The 15,675-nt window shown below is 64.0% G+C and carries 19 protein-coding genes; 11 read left to right on the top strand and 8 right to left on the bottom strand.

The window, feature by feature from the left end; all coding sequences use genetic code 11:
- From rplD to FBY20_RS11385, 10 genes are all read left to right on the top strand, one after another.
- The gene (gene rplD, locus FBY20_RS11340) at positions 1 to 621 is read left to right on the top strand and encodes a 50S ribosomal protein L4 (protein ID WP_008168948.1); all 621 of its coding nucleotides are present in this window, start codon (positions 1 to 3) and stop codon (positions 619 to 621) included.
- The gene (rplW, locus tag FBY20_RS11345) at positions 618 to 914 is read left to right on the top strand and encodes a 50S ribosomal protein L23 (protein ID WP_006216557.1); all 297 of its coding nucleotides are present in this window, start codon (positions 618 to 620) and stop codon (positions 912 to 914) included. The genes rplD and rplW overlap by 4 nt, the downstream gene beginning before the upstream one ends.
- A complete protein-coding gene (gene rplB, locus FBY20_RS11350) occupies positions 915 to 1,742 on the top strand; it encodes a 50S ribosomal protein L2 (protein ID WP_056327037.1) in 828 nt (275 codons plus the stop codon).
- A gap of 12 nt (positions 1,743 to 1,754) precedes the next feature.
- The gene (rpsS, locus tag FBY20_RS11355) at positions 1,755 to 2,030 is read left to right on the top strand and encodes a 30S ribosomal protein S19 (RefSeq protein ID WP_006216555.1); all 276 of its coding nucleotides are present in this window, start codon (positions 1,755 to 1,757) and stop codon (positions 2,028 to 2,030) included.
- 3 nt (positions 2,031 to 2,033) lie between these two features.
- On the top strand, positions 2,034 to 2,363 hold the full coding sequence (rplV, locus tag FBY20_RS11360; protein ID WP_006227021.1) for a 50S ribosomal protein L22: 330 nt from the start codon (positions 2,034 to 2,036) through the stop codon (positions 2,361 to 2,363).
- A 9-nt stretch (positions 2,364 to 2,372) separates the two neighbouring features.
- Positions 2,373 to 3,164, top strand: a complete 792-nt coding sequence (gene rpsC, locus FBY20_RS11365) for a 30S ribosomal protein S3 (protein ID WP_008168950.1) — start codon at positions 2,373 to 2,375, stop codon at positions 3,162 to 3,164.
- Positions 3,165 to 3,166: 2 nt separating this feature from the next.
- On the top strand, positions 3,167 to 3,583 hold the full coding sequence (gene rplP / locus FBY20_RS11370) for a 50S ribosomal protein L16 (protein ID WP_006389610.1): 417 nt from the start codon (positions 3,167 to 3,169) through the stop codon (positions 3,581 to 3,583).
- A gap of 11 nt (positions 3,584 to 3,594) precedes the next feature.
- Complete coding sequence (gene rpmC, locus FBY20_RS11375) at positions 3,595 to 3,786, top strand: 50S ribosomal protein L29 (protein ID WP_003806912.1); 192 nt, start codon at positions 3,595 to 3,597, stop codon at positions 3,784 to 3,786.
- A gap of 2 nt (positions 3,787 to 3,788) precedes the next feature.
- Complete coding sequence (rpsQ, locus tag FBY20_RS11380; RefSeq protein ID WP_006216549.1) at positions 3,789 to 4,070, top strand: 30S ribosomal protein S17; 282 nt, start codon at positions 3,789 to 3,791, stop codon at positions 4,068 to 4,070.
- 106 nt (positions 4,071 to 4,176) lie between these two features.
- Complete coding sequence (locus FBY20_RS11385) at positions 4,177 to 4,731, top strand: hypothetical protein (protein ID WP_255452319.1); 555 nt, start codon at positions 4,177 to 4,179, stop codon at positions 4,729 to 4,731.
- 93 nt (positions 4,732 to 4,824) lie between these two features.
- Here the strand turns inward: FBY20_RS11385 and FBY20_RS11390 are convergent, their stop codons facing one another.
- Genes FBY20_RS11390 through FBY20_RS11415 form a run of 6 tightly spaced genes read right to left on the bottom strand, consistent with a single transcriptional unit; the run spans position 4,825 to position 10,521 of the window.
- Complete coding sequence (locus tag FBY20_RS11390) at positions 4,825 to 5,892, bottom strand: branched-chain amino acid ABC transporter permease (protein ID WP_128829644.1); 1,068 nt, start codon at positions 5,890 to 5,892, stop codon at positions 4,825 to 4,827.
- Between the two features lie 11 nt (positions 5,893 to 5,903).
- On the bottom strand, positions 5,904 to 6,914 hold the full coding sequence (locus FBY20_RS11395) for a branched-chain amino acid ABC transporter permease (RefSeq protein WP_128829643.1): 1,011 nt from the start codon (positions 6,912 to 6,914) through the stop codon (positions 5,904 to 5,906).
- A complete protein-coding gene (locus FBY20_RS11400) occupies positions 6,911 to 7,663 on the bottom strand; it encodes an ABC transporter ATP-binding protein (protein ID WP_056327043.1) in 753 nt (250 codons plus the stop codon). Before FBY20_RS11400 ends, FBY20_RS11395 begins: the two co-directional genes overlap by 4 nt.
- Positions 7,660 to 8,427 (bottom strand): ABC transporter ATP-binding protein, encoded by a 768-nt coding sequence (locus FBY20_RS11405; protein WP_056327045.1) that lies wholly within the window; start codon positions 8,425 to 8,427, stop codon positions 7,660 to 7,662. The genes FBY20_RS11400 and FBY20_RS11405 overlap by 4 nt, the downstream gene beginning before the upstream one ends.
- Positions 8,428 to 8,439: 12 nt before the next feature.
- A complete protein-coding gene (locus FBY20_RS11410) occupies positions 8,440 to 9,612 on the bottom strand; it encodes a substrate-binding domain-containing protein (RefSeq protein ID WP_056327047.1) in 1,173 nt (390 codons plus the stop codon).
- Positions 9,613 to 9,627: 15 nt separating this feature from the next.
- The gene (locus FBY20_RS11415) at positions 9,628 to 10,521 is read right to left on the bottom strand and encodes an alpha/beta fold hydrolase (protein WP_056327049.1); all 894 of its coding nucleotides are present in this window, start codon (positions 10,519 to 10,521) and stop codon (positions 9,628 to 9,630) included.
- A 157-nt stretch (positions 10,522 to 10,678) separates the two neighbouring features.
- Here FBY20_RS11415 and FBY20_RS11420 point away from each other — a divergent pair, with 157 nt between their 5' ends.
- Entirely contained in the window at positions 10,679 to 11,653 is a 975-nt protein-coding gene (locus FBY20_RS11420; protein WP_056327052.1) for a helix-turn-helix domain-containing protein, read from the top strand.
- Positions 11,654 to 11,724: 71 nt separating this feature from the next.
- On the opposite strand, the gene FBY20_RS11425 is transcribed toward FBY20_RS11420, so the two are convergent.
- Both FBY20_RS11425 and FBY20_RS11430 read right to left on the bottom strand, forming a co-directional pair.
- Positions 11,725 to 13,896: a metallophosphoesterase gene (locus tag FBY20_RS11425; protein WP_056327054.1), complete on the bottom strand. Its 2,172-nt coding sequence runs from the start codon at positions 13,894 to 13,896 to the stop codon at positions 11,725 to 11,727.
- A 244-nt stretch (positions 13,897 to 14,140) separates the two neighbouring features.
- Positions 14,141 to 15,568, bottom strand: a complete 1,428-nt coding sequence (locus FBY20_RS11430; RefSeq protein WP_056327056.1) for an NAD-dependent succinate-semialdehyde dehydrogenase — start codon at positions 15,566 to 15,568, stop codon at positions 14,141 to 14,143.
- Positions 15,569 to 15,675 lie beyond the last annotated feature (107 nt).

Genomic DNA, 15,675 nt, shown 5'->3' on the forward strand with positions numbered 1-15,675 from the left:
ATGGATCTCAAGCTCCTGAACGACCAAGGTCAGGCCGCTGCTACGTTCAGCGCGCCCGACACGATCTTCGGCCGTGACTTCAACGAAGCGCTGATTCACCAGATCGTCGTGGCTTTCCAAGCCAACGCGCGCTCCGGCAATCGTGCTCAGAAGGACCGTACGGAAGTCAAGCACTCCACCAAGAAGCCCTGGCGTCAAAAGGGTACCGGCCGCGCTCGCGCCGGTATGACTTCGTCGCCGCTGTGGCGTGGCGGTGGTCGGACTTTCCCGAACTCGCCCGAAGAGAACTTCAGCCAGAAGGTCAACAAGAAGATGTACCGCGCCGGGATCCGTTCGATCCTGTCGCAGCTCGCTCGCGAAGACCGCATCGCCGTCGTTGAATCGTTTGATCTGGAATCGCCCAAGACCAAGGCTGCTGCTGCAAAGCTGAAGAGCCTGGGCCTGGACTCGGTCCTGATCATCACCGACAGCGTCGATGAAAATGTTTACCTCGCCACCCGCAACCTGCCGCACGTTGCCGTTGTCGAGCCCCGTTATGCCGATCCGTTGTCGCTGGTCCACTACAAGAAAGTGCTGATCACCAAGCCGGCCATCGCTCAACTCGAGGAGATGCTGGGATGAACGCTGAACGCTTGATGCAAGTCATTCTGGCTCCGATCGTGACCGAAAAGGCCACGTTCGTCGCTGAGAAGAATCAGCAAGTCGCTTTCCGTGTCGTGGCTGACGCTACCAAGCCGGAAATCAAGGCTGCCGTCGAACTGCTCTTCAAGGTGCAGGTCGAGTCCGTGCAGGTCCTCAACCGTAAGGGCAAAGTCAAGCGCTTTGGCCGATTCGTTGGCCGCCGCCGTAATGAGCGCAAGGCCTACGTCTCGCTCAAGGACGGCCAGGAAATCGACTTTGCGGAGGTGAAGTAAATGGCCCTCGTAAAAGTTAAGCCGACTTCGGCTGGCCGCCGTGGCATGGTGAAGGTTGTCAGCCCGAACCTGCACAAGGGTGAGCCCTACGCGCCGCTGCTCGAAAAGAAGACCCGTGGTTCTGGCCGTAACAACAACGGTCACATCACGATCCGTCATCGTGGCGGTGGTCACAAGCAGCACTACCGTATCGTCGACTTCCGTCGCGATAAGGACGGCATCCCGGCAAAGGTCGAGCGTCTGGAATATGACCCCAACCGTACGGCGCACATCGCTCTGCTGTGCTACGCCGACGGCGAACGTCGTTACATCATCGCTCCCCGTGGCCTGGAAGTCGGTGCAACCGTGCTGTCGGGCACCGATGCTCCGATCCGCGCTGGCAACACGCTGCCGATCCGCAATATCCCGGTCGGTACGACGATCCACTGCGTCGAAATGCTCCCCGGCAAGGGTGCCCAGATGGTCCGCTCGGCCGGCGCTTCCGCCGTCCTGCTGGCTCGCGAAGGCATCTACGCTCAGGTGCGTCTGCGCTCGGGTGAAGTCCGCCGTGTGCACATCGAATGCCGCGCCACCATCGGTGAAGTCGGTAACGAAGAACACAGCCTGCGCCAAATCGGCAAGGCCGGTGCAATGCGTTGGCGCGGTGTCCGCCCGACCGTTCGTGGCGTTGCCATGAACCCGGTGGATCACCCGCACGGTGGCGGTGAAGGCCGTACCGGTGAAGCACGCGAGCCGGTCAGCCCGTGGGGCACTCCGTCGAAGGGTTACAAGACCCGTCGCAACAAGCGGACGAACAATATGATCGTCCAACGGCGCAAGCGCAAGTAAGAGGCGAACACTATGTCACGTTCGATCAAGAAAGGCCCGTTTGTCGATGCTCACCTGATCAAAAAGGTGGACACGGCCGTCGCGGGCAAAGACAAGAAGCCGATCAAGACCTGGTCGCGTCGTTCCACGATCCTGCCCGAGTTCATCGGTCTGACGATCGCTGTGCACAACGGCAAGCAGCATGTTCCCGTGTACATCAACGAGAACATGGTCGGTCACAAGCTGGGCGAGTTCGCGCTGACCCGTACGTTCAAGGGTCACGCCGCGGACAAGAAGGCGAAGAGGTAAGCGATGGAAACTACTGCCATTATCCGTGGGGTTCACATCTCCGCACAGAAGACCCGTTTGGTTGCGGACCTGATCCGTGGCCAGAAGGTCGGCCGTGCCCTGGAAATCCTCACCTTCTCGCCGAAGAAGGCTGCCGTCATCCTGAAGAAGGCTGTCGAGTCCGCCATCGCCAACGCCGAGCACAACGACGGCGCCGACATCGACGAACTGAAAGTCACCACGATTTTTGTGGACAAGGCTCAGTCGATGAAGCGCTTCTCCGCTCGCGCCAAGGGCCGCGGCAACCGTATCGAGAAGCAGACCTGCCACATCACGGTCAAGGTCGGAGCTTAAGGAGTCACGATGGGTCAGAAAATTCACCCCACTGGGTTCCGTCTCGCGGTCACCCGTAATTGGTCCTCGCGTTGGTTCGCCGACGACAAGGCCTTCGGCTCGATGCTGGCCGAAGACATTCGCGTTCGCGAGTACCTGAAGAAGAAGCTCAAGAGCGCCTCCGTTGGTCGCGTGATCATCGAGCGTCCCGCCAAGAATGCCCGCATCACCGTCTACTCGGCTCGTCCGGGCGTGGTGATCGGCAAGCGCGGCGAAGACATCGAAAGCCTGAAGGCTGATCTGCAGCGTCTGATGGGCGTGCCCGTGCACGTCAACATCGAAGAAATCCGCAAGCCGGAAACCGATGCTCAACTGATCGCCGACTCGATCTCGCAACAGCTCGAGAAGCGCATCATGTTCCGCCGCGCCATGAAGCGCGCGATGCAGAACGCCATGCGTCTGGGTGCCCAAGGCATCAAGATCATGAGCTCGGGCCGTCTGAACGGTATCGAAATTGCTCGCACCGAGTGGTATCGCGAAGGCCGTGTGCCGCTGCACACCCTCAAGGCCAACATCGACTACGGCACCTCCGAAGCCCACACCACGTATGGCGTGATCGGCATCAAGGTCTGGGTCTACAAGGGCGACATGCTGGCTAACGGCGAATTGCCGCCGGAAACCGCAGCCCCGCGTGAAGAAGAACGTCGTCCGCGCCGCGCTCCGCGTGGCGATCGTCCGGACGGTGCTCGCACCGGTCGTCCGGGTGGTCGTGGCCGCGCTCCCCGCAAGGCGGATGCTGCTCCGGCGCCTGAAGGAGAATAACCATGCTGCAACCCTCCCGCAGAAAGTATCGCAAAGAGCAGAAGGGCCGCAACACCGGTCTGGCGACCCGTGGTACCCACGTGTCGTTCGGCGAGTTCGGCCTGAAGGCTACCGGCCGTGGCCGTCTGACCGCTCGTCAGATCGAAGCTGCTCGTCGCGCCATCAATCGTCACATCAAGCGTGGCGGCCGTATCTGGATTCGCATTTTCCCGGATAAGCCCATCTCGCAGAAGCCTGCCGAAGTCCGTATGGGTAACGGTAAGGGCAACCCGGAGTACTGGGTTGCTGAAATCCAGCCCGGCAAGGTGCTCTACGAAATGGAAGGGGTTAGCGAAGAGCTCGCGCGTGAAGCTTTCCGCCTGGCCGCTGCCAAGCTGCCGATTTCGACCACGTTCGTCGCGCGTCATATCGGTGCTTAAGGAGTACTAACATGAAAGCTAGCGAACTCCGTTCGAAAGACGCCGCCGAGCTCGGCAAAGAGCTCGAAAGCCTGCTGAAGGCACAATTCGGTCTGCGCATGCAGAAAGCCACGCAGCAACTGGCCAACACCAGCCAGCTGCGCAACGTGCGCCGCGACATCGCTCGCGTCCGCACCTTGCTGACCGAGAAGGCAGGGAAATAAAGATGAGCGAAACTCAAAACACCCAAGTGGCCAAGCGCCAGCGCACGCTGGTTGGCAAGGTCGTCAGCAACAAGATGGACAAGACTGTCGTCGTTCTGGTTGAGCGCCGCGTCAAGCACCCCATCTTCGGCAAGATCATCATGCGTTCCGCGAAGTACAAGGCGCACGATGAATCGAACCAGTACAACGAAGGCGATACGGTTGAAATCGCTGAAGGCCGTCCCATCTCGCGCTCGAAGTCGTGGCGTGTGGTGCGTCTGGTTGAAGCCGCACGTATCATCTAAGTGAAAGCTGCACTTCGGAACGGTTCGCCGTTCTGATATAAAACGGCAAGGGCCAAAACCCTTGCCGTTTTTTTATGTCTTGCACTTGGGAAACCTGAAAGTAAGCATGCTCAGCGTCAGCAAATCAGCCCGGCTTGCCGGTGTGGCCCTGTGCTGGATGGTCATGACCGCCGGCGCGGCGATGGCCCAGGAGCGCGCTGCGCCCGTGCAGCCGGACCTGCCGCGGCCGGCACCGTCTCCGAAGCCGTCGCCATCGCCGACGGACGCGACGACGCTCGGCCAGCAGCTGCTGAACGCCGGGCCGGATCCGCGGGTGGAGCTGGACGGCAGATCCCGCGACCATGCTGCCATCTTTGGCTCCGATGACCCTGATGAGCGGGCCTTGCTGGATCAGGAACGCGCGCTGCAGGCGCAGCGCGACCAGCTCAAGGTTCTGGAACGCGTGCTGAACGCACCGCCGCCAGGCGCCGATTCCCATCCGCCCGCGATGATTCCCCTGACTTCCGGGCGTCCCATGAATGTGCCGCAGTTGCTGCCCGCGCCTTCGGGTTCGCAACTGGATCAGCAGCGCAGCGAAACCCGGCGCAGCGTCGACGACATGCAGCGGCGCGTCGACGGACTGAGACGGGAGGCAGATGCGCTGAGGCAGGGCGGCAAATAGCCTGGGCCTGGATCAAGGACAAGCGCCTAGGTCAGGGACAAGCGCCCGGGTCGCGCAAGTAAGTCGTACCGCAAGCGCGCGATCACCTGCGCGCTACGTGCGTCTTGCAAGCTCCCTGAGCCTTCCGGCGACACCGGTCGGAAAGTAGTACACCGACAGCACGAACAGAATCCCAAGCCACAGCAGCCAGCGATCCGGCTCGAACAAGAGCGCCAGCGGCGGGATGCCGGAGACGACCTCGTGCACGGCGTGCAGGCCGTCCTGCAGGTAGCTCTGGGCGAACACGAACAGGGTGGCGCCGACCACCGCGCCGTACATCGTGCCCATCCCGCCAATCACCACCATCAGCAGGATGTTGAGCATGATCTCGAACGACAGCGTCGTATCAGGGCCGTTGTAGCGCAGCCAGAGCGCGTACAACGCGCCCGCCAGCGTCGCGAACGCGGCGGCAAGCAGGTTCGAGAGGCTGCGGTAGAGCACGGTGCGATAGCCGATCGCCTCGGCGCGAAAGGGGTTTTCGCGGATGGCTTGCAGCACGCGGCCAAAGGGCGAGTTCACGATGCGCAGCAGCATCAGGAACAGCACCACGCAGACCGCTGCAATCAGGTAGTAGGTGATGATCCGCCCGTCCACGGTGACGCCGAACAGGGGCTCGGACAACGGGCGAAACGCGGGCCGCAGCATCTGCGGGACCTTGAAGTTCAAGCCGTCCTCGCCGCCCGTCAGTTCGGATAGCTGCGATACCAGAGTTTGAAACGCCGCGGCAACAGCCAGTGTGATCATCGCGTAAAAGATGGCGCGCACGCGCAGGCTGGCCAGACCGATCACCAACGCGAAGGCGAGCGACACCGCCAGGCCGGCGGCGGTGCCGGCAAGCACCGCGGTCCATCCCGGTTCCATGCGGATGCTGGCAATCGCCACGCCGTAGGCGCCGATGCCGAAGAACATGGTGTGCGCGAAGCTGACGATGCCGGTGTAACCCAATAACAGGTCGTAGCTCGCAACCAGGACGATGAAGACCAGGACCTTTGCCGCGACCGCCAACGCCTTGGGGCCGGGGAACAGGAAGGGCGCTGCGGCCAGCGCGGCCACGATTGCAACAAGCAGCAGCGCCAGGATCGCGCTGCGCGGCGGATCGCCGGAAAGCAGACGAAACGACATGTCGGCGGCTCCTAGCGGTTGGTGACCGGATACACGCCTTGCGGTCGCCACAACAGAATGGCGACCATCAGCGCGATGTTCGAGAACAGGGCGGCCTTGGGCATCAGAAAGCCGGTGTAGTTGGCCATCAACCCGACCAGCAATGCGCCGATCAGGCAACCCACGGTGGAACCCAGGCCGCCGATCATGATGACGATGAAGATCAGCACGTTCACCTGTGCGCCCAGCTGCGGCACGATCGACTGCTGATACATCCCCCACAGCACGCCGCCCAGGCCGGCCAGCATCGACCCGGCGACGAACACGCCGACAAACAGATGCCGGATCCGGTAGCCCAGGCTTTCGACCATTTCGCGGTCCTCGACGCCGGCACGGATCAGCAGGCCAAGCTTGGTGCGGTTAAGCACCCACAGCATGCCGCCCAGCACGATGAGGCCCACCGCCAGCGCAACGACGCGGTATTTCTCGATGGCGGCGTCGCCAAGCAGGAATGCGCCGCGCAACGATTCCGGCAAGGGCAGCGTGATCGCCTGCGGTCCCCACATCATCTTGATGATCTCTTCGCCGATGATCATGCCGCCCATGGTGATGAGGATCTGCTTGAGGTGCTGACCGTAAACCGGGCGCACGATCACGCGCTCGAAGGCAAGGCCGACCGCGCCCGCCACCAGCATGCCCACGATCATGGCTGGCAGCACCGCGGCCAGATTGGTCCACAGGCTGCCCGACTGCGTCCAGTCCGCCATGGAACCCAGCACGGTGGCCGCCATGTAGGCGCCGATCGCGATGAACAGGCCATGCCCGAAGTTCAGCACGTCCATCAGCCCGAAGACGAGCGTCATGCCCGACGCCACGATGAAGATGATCATGCCCATCGCCAGGCCGGCGAAGGTGAGCGTCACCCAGGTGGAAAACGACCCGACCAGCGGCAGCGCGATCGCGGCCAGCGCCAGCACCAGCAGCACGGGCATGAGATCCGCGCGCGCGCGGGGCAGGGGAGCTTCGATGTCCAGCGTGCTCATTGATGGCTTCCCAATGACAGGCCCAAGAGGCGCGTCTGCAGCGCCTCGTCCTCGGCCAACTCGGCCATCGTGCCCGCATGCACGACCTGGCCGTTGTCCATGATCGCCGCGAAGTCACCAACGCGGCGGGCGAAGTTGAAGTTCTGTTCGACCAGCAGGATGGTGGTGCTGGACTGCTTGAGTTCGATGAACGCGTCGATCATGTTCTGGATGATGGCCGGCGCCAGGCCCTTGCTGGGTTCGTCGACCAGCAGCAGGCGCCGCGGTTCGATGATCGCGCGTGCCATTGCCAGCATCTGCTTTTGCCCGCCCGACAGCTTGCCGGCGGGATGCAGCCAGAACTTCTTGAGCGCGGGGAAGAACCCGAAGATCCATTCCAGCCGCGCGGTGTCCAGTTGCGCGGCATTCCTGGCCATGCGCGCGGCCAGAAGGATGTTCTCCTTCACGGACAGGTCGCCGAAAATGCCCATGTTCTCGGGCACGTACGCCATGCCCATGCGCGCCATGTCGGGCGGAGAGGTGCGCGTGCCAGCACCGCCGATTGGTGTGCCGTCCAGGCAGACCTGGCCCTGCGTCGCGCGCCACAGTCCCATGATGGTGCGCAGCGTCGTTGTCTTGCCAGCGCCATTGCGCCCGAGCAGCATCGTCACGGCAGACGCCGGCACCGACAGGTTTACGCCGTGCAGGATGTGATACGCGCCGATGTGCGTATGGACGTCCTTCAGTTCCAGAAGCGGCTGCACGGTCATGATGCCTCCGGCGCGCTGATGCCCAGGTAGGCCTGCTGCACGATCGGCGATGCGATCACGGTGGCCGGGTCGCCATCGGCCATCAGCCGGCCGTTGTGCAGCACGACGATCCGGTCGGCCAGTTCGCGCACGACGTCCATCTTGTGTTCGACGAGCAGGATCGTCTTGGACGCGTCAGCCTTCAGTTCGCGGATGAGGTCCAGCACGATGGGCACATCATCCACGCTCATGCCGGCGGTGGGTTCGTCGAACATGAACACCGCCGGTTCCAGTGCGATGAGCATGGCGATTTCAAGCTTGCGCTGATCGCCATGCGGCAGGTCGGCGGCGGGCTGGTCGCGGCGCGCCGCGAGCCGCGTTCGCTCGAGCAGCGCGTCGGCGCGATCCATGAGGCCGCGATCGTCGCGCCACGTGCGCCAGAACCGGATGTGGCGCCAACCCATGCCCTGCTGCCGCGACTGCAGCGCCAGCCGCACGTTCTCGTGAACGCTCAGCCGAGGAAAGAGCTGTGTGAGCTGAAACGCGCGTCCCAGCCCCGCGTGCATGCGCGCCGGAGCCGACAGCGTGGTCAGATCTCGTCCGTTCAATGCTACGGTTCCGGCGCTGGCGCGCAGCTGGCCCGAGATCAGGTTGAAGTACGTCGTCTTGCCAGCGCCGTTCGGGCCGACGATGGCGGTCAAGGTGCCGGGCGCGTAGGCGCAGCTGACATCGTTGACCGCCACGTGGCCGCCGAACCGCACCGTTAGCGATTGGGTCTCAAGCATGAGTGCGGGGCATCAGCGCTTGTTCTGGATGGGAACGGCCATCTGGTCCGGCGTGATTTCCTTGACCAGGTCCTGTACCGCCCACGGCACCGACGGGTCGTTCTTGATCCGGAAGTGGTACATCGACTGCATGGCCTGATGGTCCTCCGGCCGGAAGGTCATCTTGCCCTTGGGCGTGTCAAAGCTCATGCCCTCCATCGCCTTGATCAGCGTGTCGGTGTCCGATTTGCCGCCCGTCTTGTTCAAGGCGGCAACGATGGCGATGCCCGATGCCATGCCGCCGGCCGTGAAGAAGTCGGGCGGCTGGCCGAATCGTTTCTGGTGCTCGGCCACCAGCCAGTCGTTGACCGGGTTCTTGGGGATGCCGTAGTAGTAATAGGTGGCGCCTTCCATGCCCGCCAGCGACTTGAGCGGCGTCATGGCCGTCAGCGTGTTGCCGCCCGTCGCGATCTCGATGCCGTAACGCTTGGGATCCAGATCGGCGATCTTGAACGGGTTGCCGGCGCCGGCCCACAGGATGAAGATGATCTTGCGGCCGGGCTTGTCCTTGAGCGCATCGAACAGCCGCTGCGCGCCTGCGGTGAAGTCCGTCGCGTTGGCGGGCAGGTATTCCTCGTGCACGATCTTGGCATTCTTGAGCGCGCCCTTGAATGCCTTCACACCGTCACGGCCAAAGGCGTAGTCCTGCGCCAGCATCGCGATCGACGTGCCTTCCTGGTCGAATGCCACGGCGTTCGCGATGGCGTCCTGCGAGGAATTGCGGCCGGTGCGGAAGATGTACTTGTTCCATTTTTCGCCGGTGATCGAGTCCGCCACCGCCGGCTCCACGAGCAGGATCTTTTCGTATTCCTCGGCGATGGGCAGCATGGCCAGCGCCACGCCTGACGACGTGGGACCCACGGCGATGTCGGCGTTGTCGTCGGCATAGGCGGACGCCAGCTGCGCGCGGGCGACGTCGGGCTTGCCCTGGTTGTCCTTCTCGATGACGCGGATCTTGCGCCCGGCCACAGTCATGGTGCCTTGCGTGGCGTACTCAAGTCCCAGCATCAGCCCGTTCTGCGTCTGCTTGGCGTAGGCCTCCAGCGGGCCGGTCTTGTCATAGACATGCGCGACAACGAAGTCCTTTGCCGCCAGCGCGGAACTCATGCACAGGCTGGCCATTGCGGCGAGCAAAATGCGTTTCATGGAAGTCTCCTGGTATCAGTGGGCGCGCGTGGCCGTGTCGTCCGGTGTCGCGAGGAATTGGCGGATGGGGTCTATCTGGGATGCCACATTCAGGGCGGGGGCGTGACCGCAGCCGGGAAAGTCGATGCGGTGCGCGCGGGGACCGCGCTGCGTCATGGCGTGTGCGACCTCCGGCAGCAGCAGGTCCGAATCGGCGCCGCGCAGCAGCAGGGTCGGCATGCGCAGCGTGTCGTATCCCGCCCACCGGTCGTAGTCATGGGGATGATGGCTGAATTGGCCGACGATGGCCGGGTCGTAGTGGGCGGTGACCTTGCCATCAGGCAAACGGCGCACGGAGGTCTCGGTCATGCGGCGCCATTGTTCGTCGCTTTGCCAGCCGTAGGGCTTGTAGGCGGCGCGCAGCCAGGCTTCCAGTTCCGTCACCGTGTCGAAGGCGGGCGGGTTGCCGGCATACGCCAGGATGCGCTCGATGGCTGGCTGTGGCAGTTCCGGTCCGATGTCGTTGACGACCAGGTGCGAAATGCGATCGCGCAACGTGGTTGCCGCAGCGTGCATGCCCGTGGCGCCGCCCATGGAGGTTCCCACCCAGCGCACATGCGTGAGCGACAGACCGTCCACCAATGCGCGTGCCAGCGTGGCGTAGAAGTCGAGCCGATATTCGGCCACCGGATCGGGACTCCATTGCGACAGGCCTCGGCCGATCGCATCGGGACAGATGACGCGGTAGTCGCCGGCAAGGGCCCGCGCCAGTTCGTCGAAGTCGCGGCCCGTGCGGGCCAGACCGTGCCACATGATGATGGGGGGCGCATCGGCATGGCCCCATTCGGTGTAGTGCAGCTCGCGTCCCGCGCAGCGCAGATAGCGCGACGCCGGCGTGGGGGGCGCGCCTGCCGTCCCTGCCTCGTCCATGGGTCTCCTCCCGGGTTGGCCAGGTTGTGTGCTTATCGGGCTGAATATAGACTTGCGACACGCGCGCCCACAATGCGCCGTCCACCCCATAGCAGGGTGAGTCAACAATATGTAGACGCAAGATCAATTTGCGCGCCCGTGCACCAGGAGACGTGCCATGCCAGATACGGAATTCGCCATTTCGGCCAGCGCCGGCGCCGACCGGCGCGATCAGTGGCGCGCCGCGCTGGCCGATGCCTTCGGGCCGTTCGAGGTGCACGGCGGCAAAGCCGGTCAGTTTGCGGGCCACGTCCGCTACGCGCGCCGCGCCAGCCTGCAATTCAACGACCTGCATTACCAGGGCCAGCGGTTGGAACGCACCGCGGGCAATGTGTCGCGGCTGGACCAGGAGTTCTACACGTTTGGCCTGCCGCTGGCCGGTCCGCTGGCGGTGCGTCAGCAGGGCCGGGAATTCCAGGTGGAACCGGGTTGCGTGTACCTGATGAACCAGAGCCTGCCCTACCAGGCCACCGCCAACGGCGCGACGGGCTATCGAAGCCTGAGCGTCTCGTTTCCCCGTAGCGCGTTGTCGCAGCGGGATTCGCGCATCGGCGCCTTCTACAAGCTGCGCACCGACGACGGATCGCCGCGCGGTGCGCTCCTGGCCGGCTACATGGATCACCTGTTCAAGGGCATGGAAGGCTGGTCCGATACCGAAGCGGCCGAACTGGGCGAGCGGTTGATCGATCTCATCGTGCTCTTTCTGGTGCAGCCCGGACACGGGCAGGTGTCGGAGGCGGACAGCAGCGTCACGGTGGCGCATCGCGCGCGCGTGCTGGCTTACATCCGCCAGCACCTCGCCGATCCTGATCTGTCGCCCTCGCGGGTGGCGCAGGGCTGCGGCGTTTCCGTCGCCTATCTGCACCGCATCCTGCGCGCGGGTGGACTGTCCGTGGAGTCATTCATCTTCGAGCAGCGGCTGGACCGGTGCCGCGAACTGCTCCTGGACGCGCGGCATCGTCATCGCGGCATCGCCGAGCTGGCGTATCAGGTGGGATTTTCCCACCCTTCGCATTTCAGCCGGCTGTTCAAGCAGCGCTTTGGCGTGACGCCCCGGGATCTGCGGGCAGGCGGCCGTGCCACCCAGGATTGAGCACGAATCGCCAATGCACAACGGCCCGCTGGATCAGCGGGCCGTTGGCCATTCAGGGCAGGTAAACCCGCTTAGAACGGCGAAGGCTGGTTGGACAGGTTGACGATGCTGTTGGTGGTCAGGTCCAGGCGGATGTGCTCGGACGGCGCGCCGTTTGCGAGCTTCAGCATGATCGCCATCAACGGCTTGAAGCGCGCCTTGAACAGATCGGCCGGCGTGTTGGCGTTGCTGACGTTGTTGCCGTTCATCTGCACGGCGGCGTTGGTCTGGTTAAGCGCCTGGGCCAGCAGTTTGTACTGGCTGGCGCGCTGCGCCGGAATATCCGTGAACGCCAGGTCGCCCGCATTGGCAAGGCGCACGAAGTCGCCTGCCATTTCCAGCGCCGTCCACTGCGCGAAGTCCGACAACTGCATGCCGTTGGCCTGGGCCAGGGCTTGTGCGCGCGTCTGGGCGTTGGCCGCATCCGCGGCATAGGCCGCATTGCTCGCGCCGCTGCCACCGCCATCAGACAGGCACGCGAAGAACGCGGGCGTCAGGTTGTTCTGGTTGCCGGTGTTTGCCAGTTCCTTCAGCGTCACCGTCGTCTGCAGCTGGGACAACGCCAGCAGGTCTGCGCCCGTCAACGGGCTCTTGACCAGTTCGCGCATTTCGCAGCGCCAGTCGTCGTTGAGCAGACGCAGGCGCACCAGCTCGCTCATGTAGCGATACGTGAAGTCGCCGTAGTCCTTGGCGTCCAGGATCGACACGTCCCAGCGCGGCGGCACGGTGTAGGCGTTCTCGGCGCGGTAGAGGTCGAACAGTTCATCAAAGCGCGGCACCTCGTCCAGACGGATGGTCTGCACTTCGATCTCGTCGGCGCTCTGCAGCGTCATGAGTTTGTACGCGGGCACGTAGGCCGCCATGGAGGGCGCCTGGATGTTGAAGAGCGCGTGTTCGCCGCCGTAGTTGCGCAAGGCCATGTCATTGAAGTGCATGTGGCCGCCCACGTGCACCTTCAAACCGGTCTCGGCCAGCGCGCGGGTGGTGTTCTCCGCGGGTCGGCGGATCATCTGCATCTTGTTGGCGCCCAGCAGCGCCTCGATGTCGTCTGACGCGCCATTGAAGAACTCGGACATCGGGAAGTGGCTGAAGGCGATGACCTGCTTGCCCTGCGCCTTGCCGCGCGCGACCACGTCGGCCAGCCACTTGATGACGTGGGCCTTGTGGGTCAGCATCTTGTTGTAGCCCTGGTCGCCCGAACCGGTGAAGTCGTTTGCGCCCGGGCCCGTGGGCACATAGACGTTGGCGTCCAGGCCCACCAGCCACACGCCCTTGACGGGTTCGACCACGTAGGACGTGTCGGGCACCATCTTGCACAGCGTGTAGTTCTGCGGCTTGTTCGGGCCGCCCGTGCCTTCGGCACAGATCTCATACTGGCGGTTGATCCAGTTGGCTTGCGCCGCCGCGGTCGCGTAGTCGTAGTCTTCGTACTTGTAGGTGCTGTAAGGCGTCTCGTAGTACACGTTCTGCGGCTGGGGCATGAAGCCGTGCTGCTCGAGCGCGGCCGTGATGCCCGAGTAGCCCATGTGCAGCACTTCCTCGGTGCAGTACGTATTGCCAATCCGCGTCCAGTCGCCGCTGTAGGCCGTGTTGCACACATTGGCGCCGCGGCTGTAGATCGGTTGCGAGAAACCGATCGCGCCCGTCACGGGATCCAGGCCAAGATAGTCGCTCTTGCCGGCTGGCTGGTTGAAGGGGCGGTTGGGATCGTGGTTGCCCGGTGCGGCAAAGAACTGGATGCCGTGCTTCTTCGAATAGTCATCCATGATCTTGACCAGGCCGCGCATGTGCACAGGCTGGCCGTCGTCCGAGAAGTCGCCCGGCAGCGCGATGTACTTCACGCCGCGCTTTGCGGCATCGTCCAGCGCGGCCAGGAACGCAAAGTAGTTCTCGTTGAACAGACGCGTGGACGTCAGTTGCGCGTACATCGTGCGGATGGTCGCGTTGTCGCCGGCCTTCGGGTTCGGAATGCCGGGGAACGAGCCATCCTTGAAGTCCGCGTAGACGTCATGGAAGTGGATGTCGGGCATGAATGCAACCTGCACGGGGGCGGGCGGCTGCGCGGGCGTTTCGGTCGGGGGCGGCGTCTCGGCAACGGGCGGCGTCGTGTTGTCGTCGTCCTTGTCGCCGCCGCATGCGGCGAGTAGGGCAACGAGCAGCAGCGAGGCTGCGGTGCGGACGGGGCGGTATGGGCGAAGCGTCATCGGGCTTGGATATCCTGGATAGTTCGGTGCGGCGGCGTTCAGGCAGGGGTGTTGGCCATGCCGGGCCGGCAGCCGCTGGTCAGCTGCCTGGGACAGTTTTTCGGGTCAGCTACTTGTAAGCGGGCCCAATGCTCACTGACCCGCATGACAGCGTCATGAATGCCGAACCGGTCCGCGTCACGCGACAGGCAAAAAAAAGCCCCGCACCTGACGTGCGGGGCTTTGCGATGCGACGGTCGCAGGATCAGACGTGCGTGATGAACTTCGTGACCAGGTAGCCTTCGAAGGTTTCCGTGCCGCCTTCGCTGCCGATGCCGCTGTCCTTGATGCCGCCGAAGGGCGTCTCGGCCAGGGCGCTGCCGAAGTGGTTGATGTTGACCATGCCGGCTTCCAGGCCGTTGGAGACCTTGGTCGCGGTCTTCAGCGAGTTCGTGAACACGTACGAAGACAGGCCGAACGGCAGGCTGTTGGCGCGGCGCAGCACCTCATCGGTGTCGCTGAAACGAACCACGGGTGCGACCGGACCGAAGGGCTCCTCGGTCATCAGCATGGCGTTGTCGGGCAGGTCCGTGACCACGGTGGGCGCAAAGAAGAAACCCTTGCGATCCAGCGGACCGCCGCCGACCACCACCTTCGCGCCGTGCTTCTTGGCGTCGTCGATGAAGGCGCTCATGGCGGGCACGCGGCGCTCATGGGCGAGCGGCCCCATTTCGGTGCCGGCTTCCAGGCCGTCGCCCACCTTGATGTTCTTGAGCACTTCCGAGAACCGTGCAAGAAACTGCTCGTACGCGCCGTCCTGCACATAGAAGCGGGTGGGCGACACGCAGACCTGGCCGGCGTTGCGCACCTTGAACTTGGCCAGCATCTCGGCCGCGCGGTCGATGTCCGCGTCGTCGAACACGAGCACGGGCGAATGGCCGCCCAGTTCCATGGTGACGCGTTTCATGTGCGCGCCGGCCAGCGCCGCAAGCTGCTTGCCTACCGGCACGGAGCCAGTGAACGACACCTTGCGCACGATCGGCGAACGGATCAGGTAGTCCGAGATCATGGCGGGCTCGCCCCAGACGATGTTCAGGCAGCCCTTGGGCAGACCGGCGTCGTGGAACATGCGCGCAATGGCCATGACCGCGCTGGGCGAATCCTCGGGCCCCTTGAGCACGACCGTGCAGCCGGCGCCGATGGCGGCGGCGATCTTGCGGATGGCCTGGTTGTACGGGAAGTTCCAGGGCGTGAAGGCGGCGCAGACGCCGATGGGCTCGCGCACCACGATCTGGCGGACGTCGGGGTTGCGCGGCTGGATAACGCGGCCGTAGATGCGCCGGCATTCCTCGGCGTGCCAATCGGCGTGCTCGGCGCAGGAGGTGACTTCGCCGACGGCTTCGGCCAGCGGCTTGCCCTGATCCAGCGTCATGTTGCGGCCGATCTCCTGGGCGCGCTCTCGCGACAGCGTGGCGACCTTGCGCAGGATCGCCGAGCGGTCCATGGGCGAGGATTTCTTCCACGATTCGAAAGCGCGCTGGGCGGCGGCAAGGGCGCGATCCAGATCCGCTTGCGTGGCGTGGGGCAGCTGGCCGAGCACCTCGAGCGTGGCCGGGTTGATGACGTCCTGGGTGCGCCTGCCCTCGCCGGCGACGAATTCGCCGTCGATATACAGCGCCAACTGTTCATACATGCCTGTCGTTCCTTGCGAAATAGGAATGGGTAGCGGAAAGGAGCAGCGGCTGCTGCTGCCCACGGCAGTCTAAACCAGCTTGTCCCGGTCAAACGGAGCCAATCCCC

This window comes from Achromobacter sp. SLBN-14 (assembly GCF_006715415.1).
Taxonomy (GTDB): Bacteria; Pseudomonadota; Gammaproteobacteria; order Burkholderiales; family Burkholderiaceae_B; genus Achromobacter; species Achromobacter mucicolens.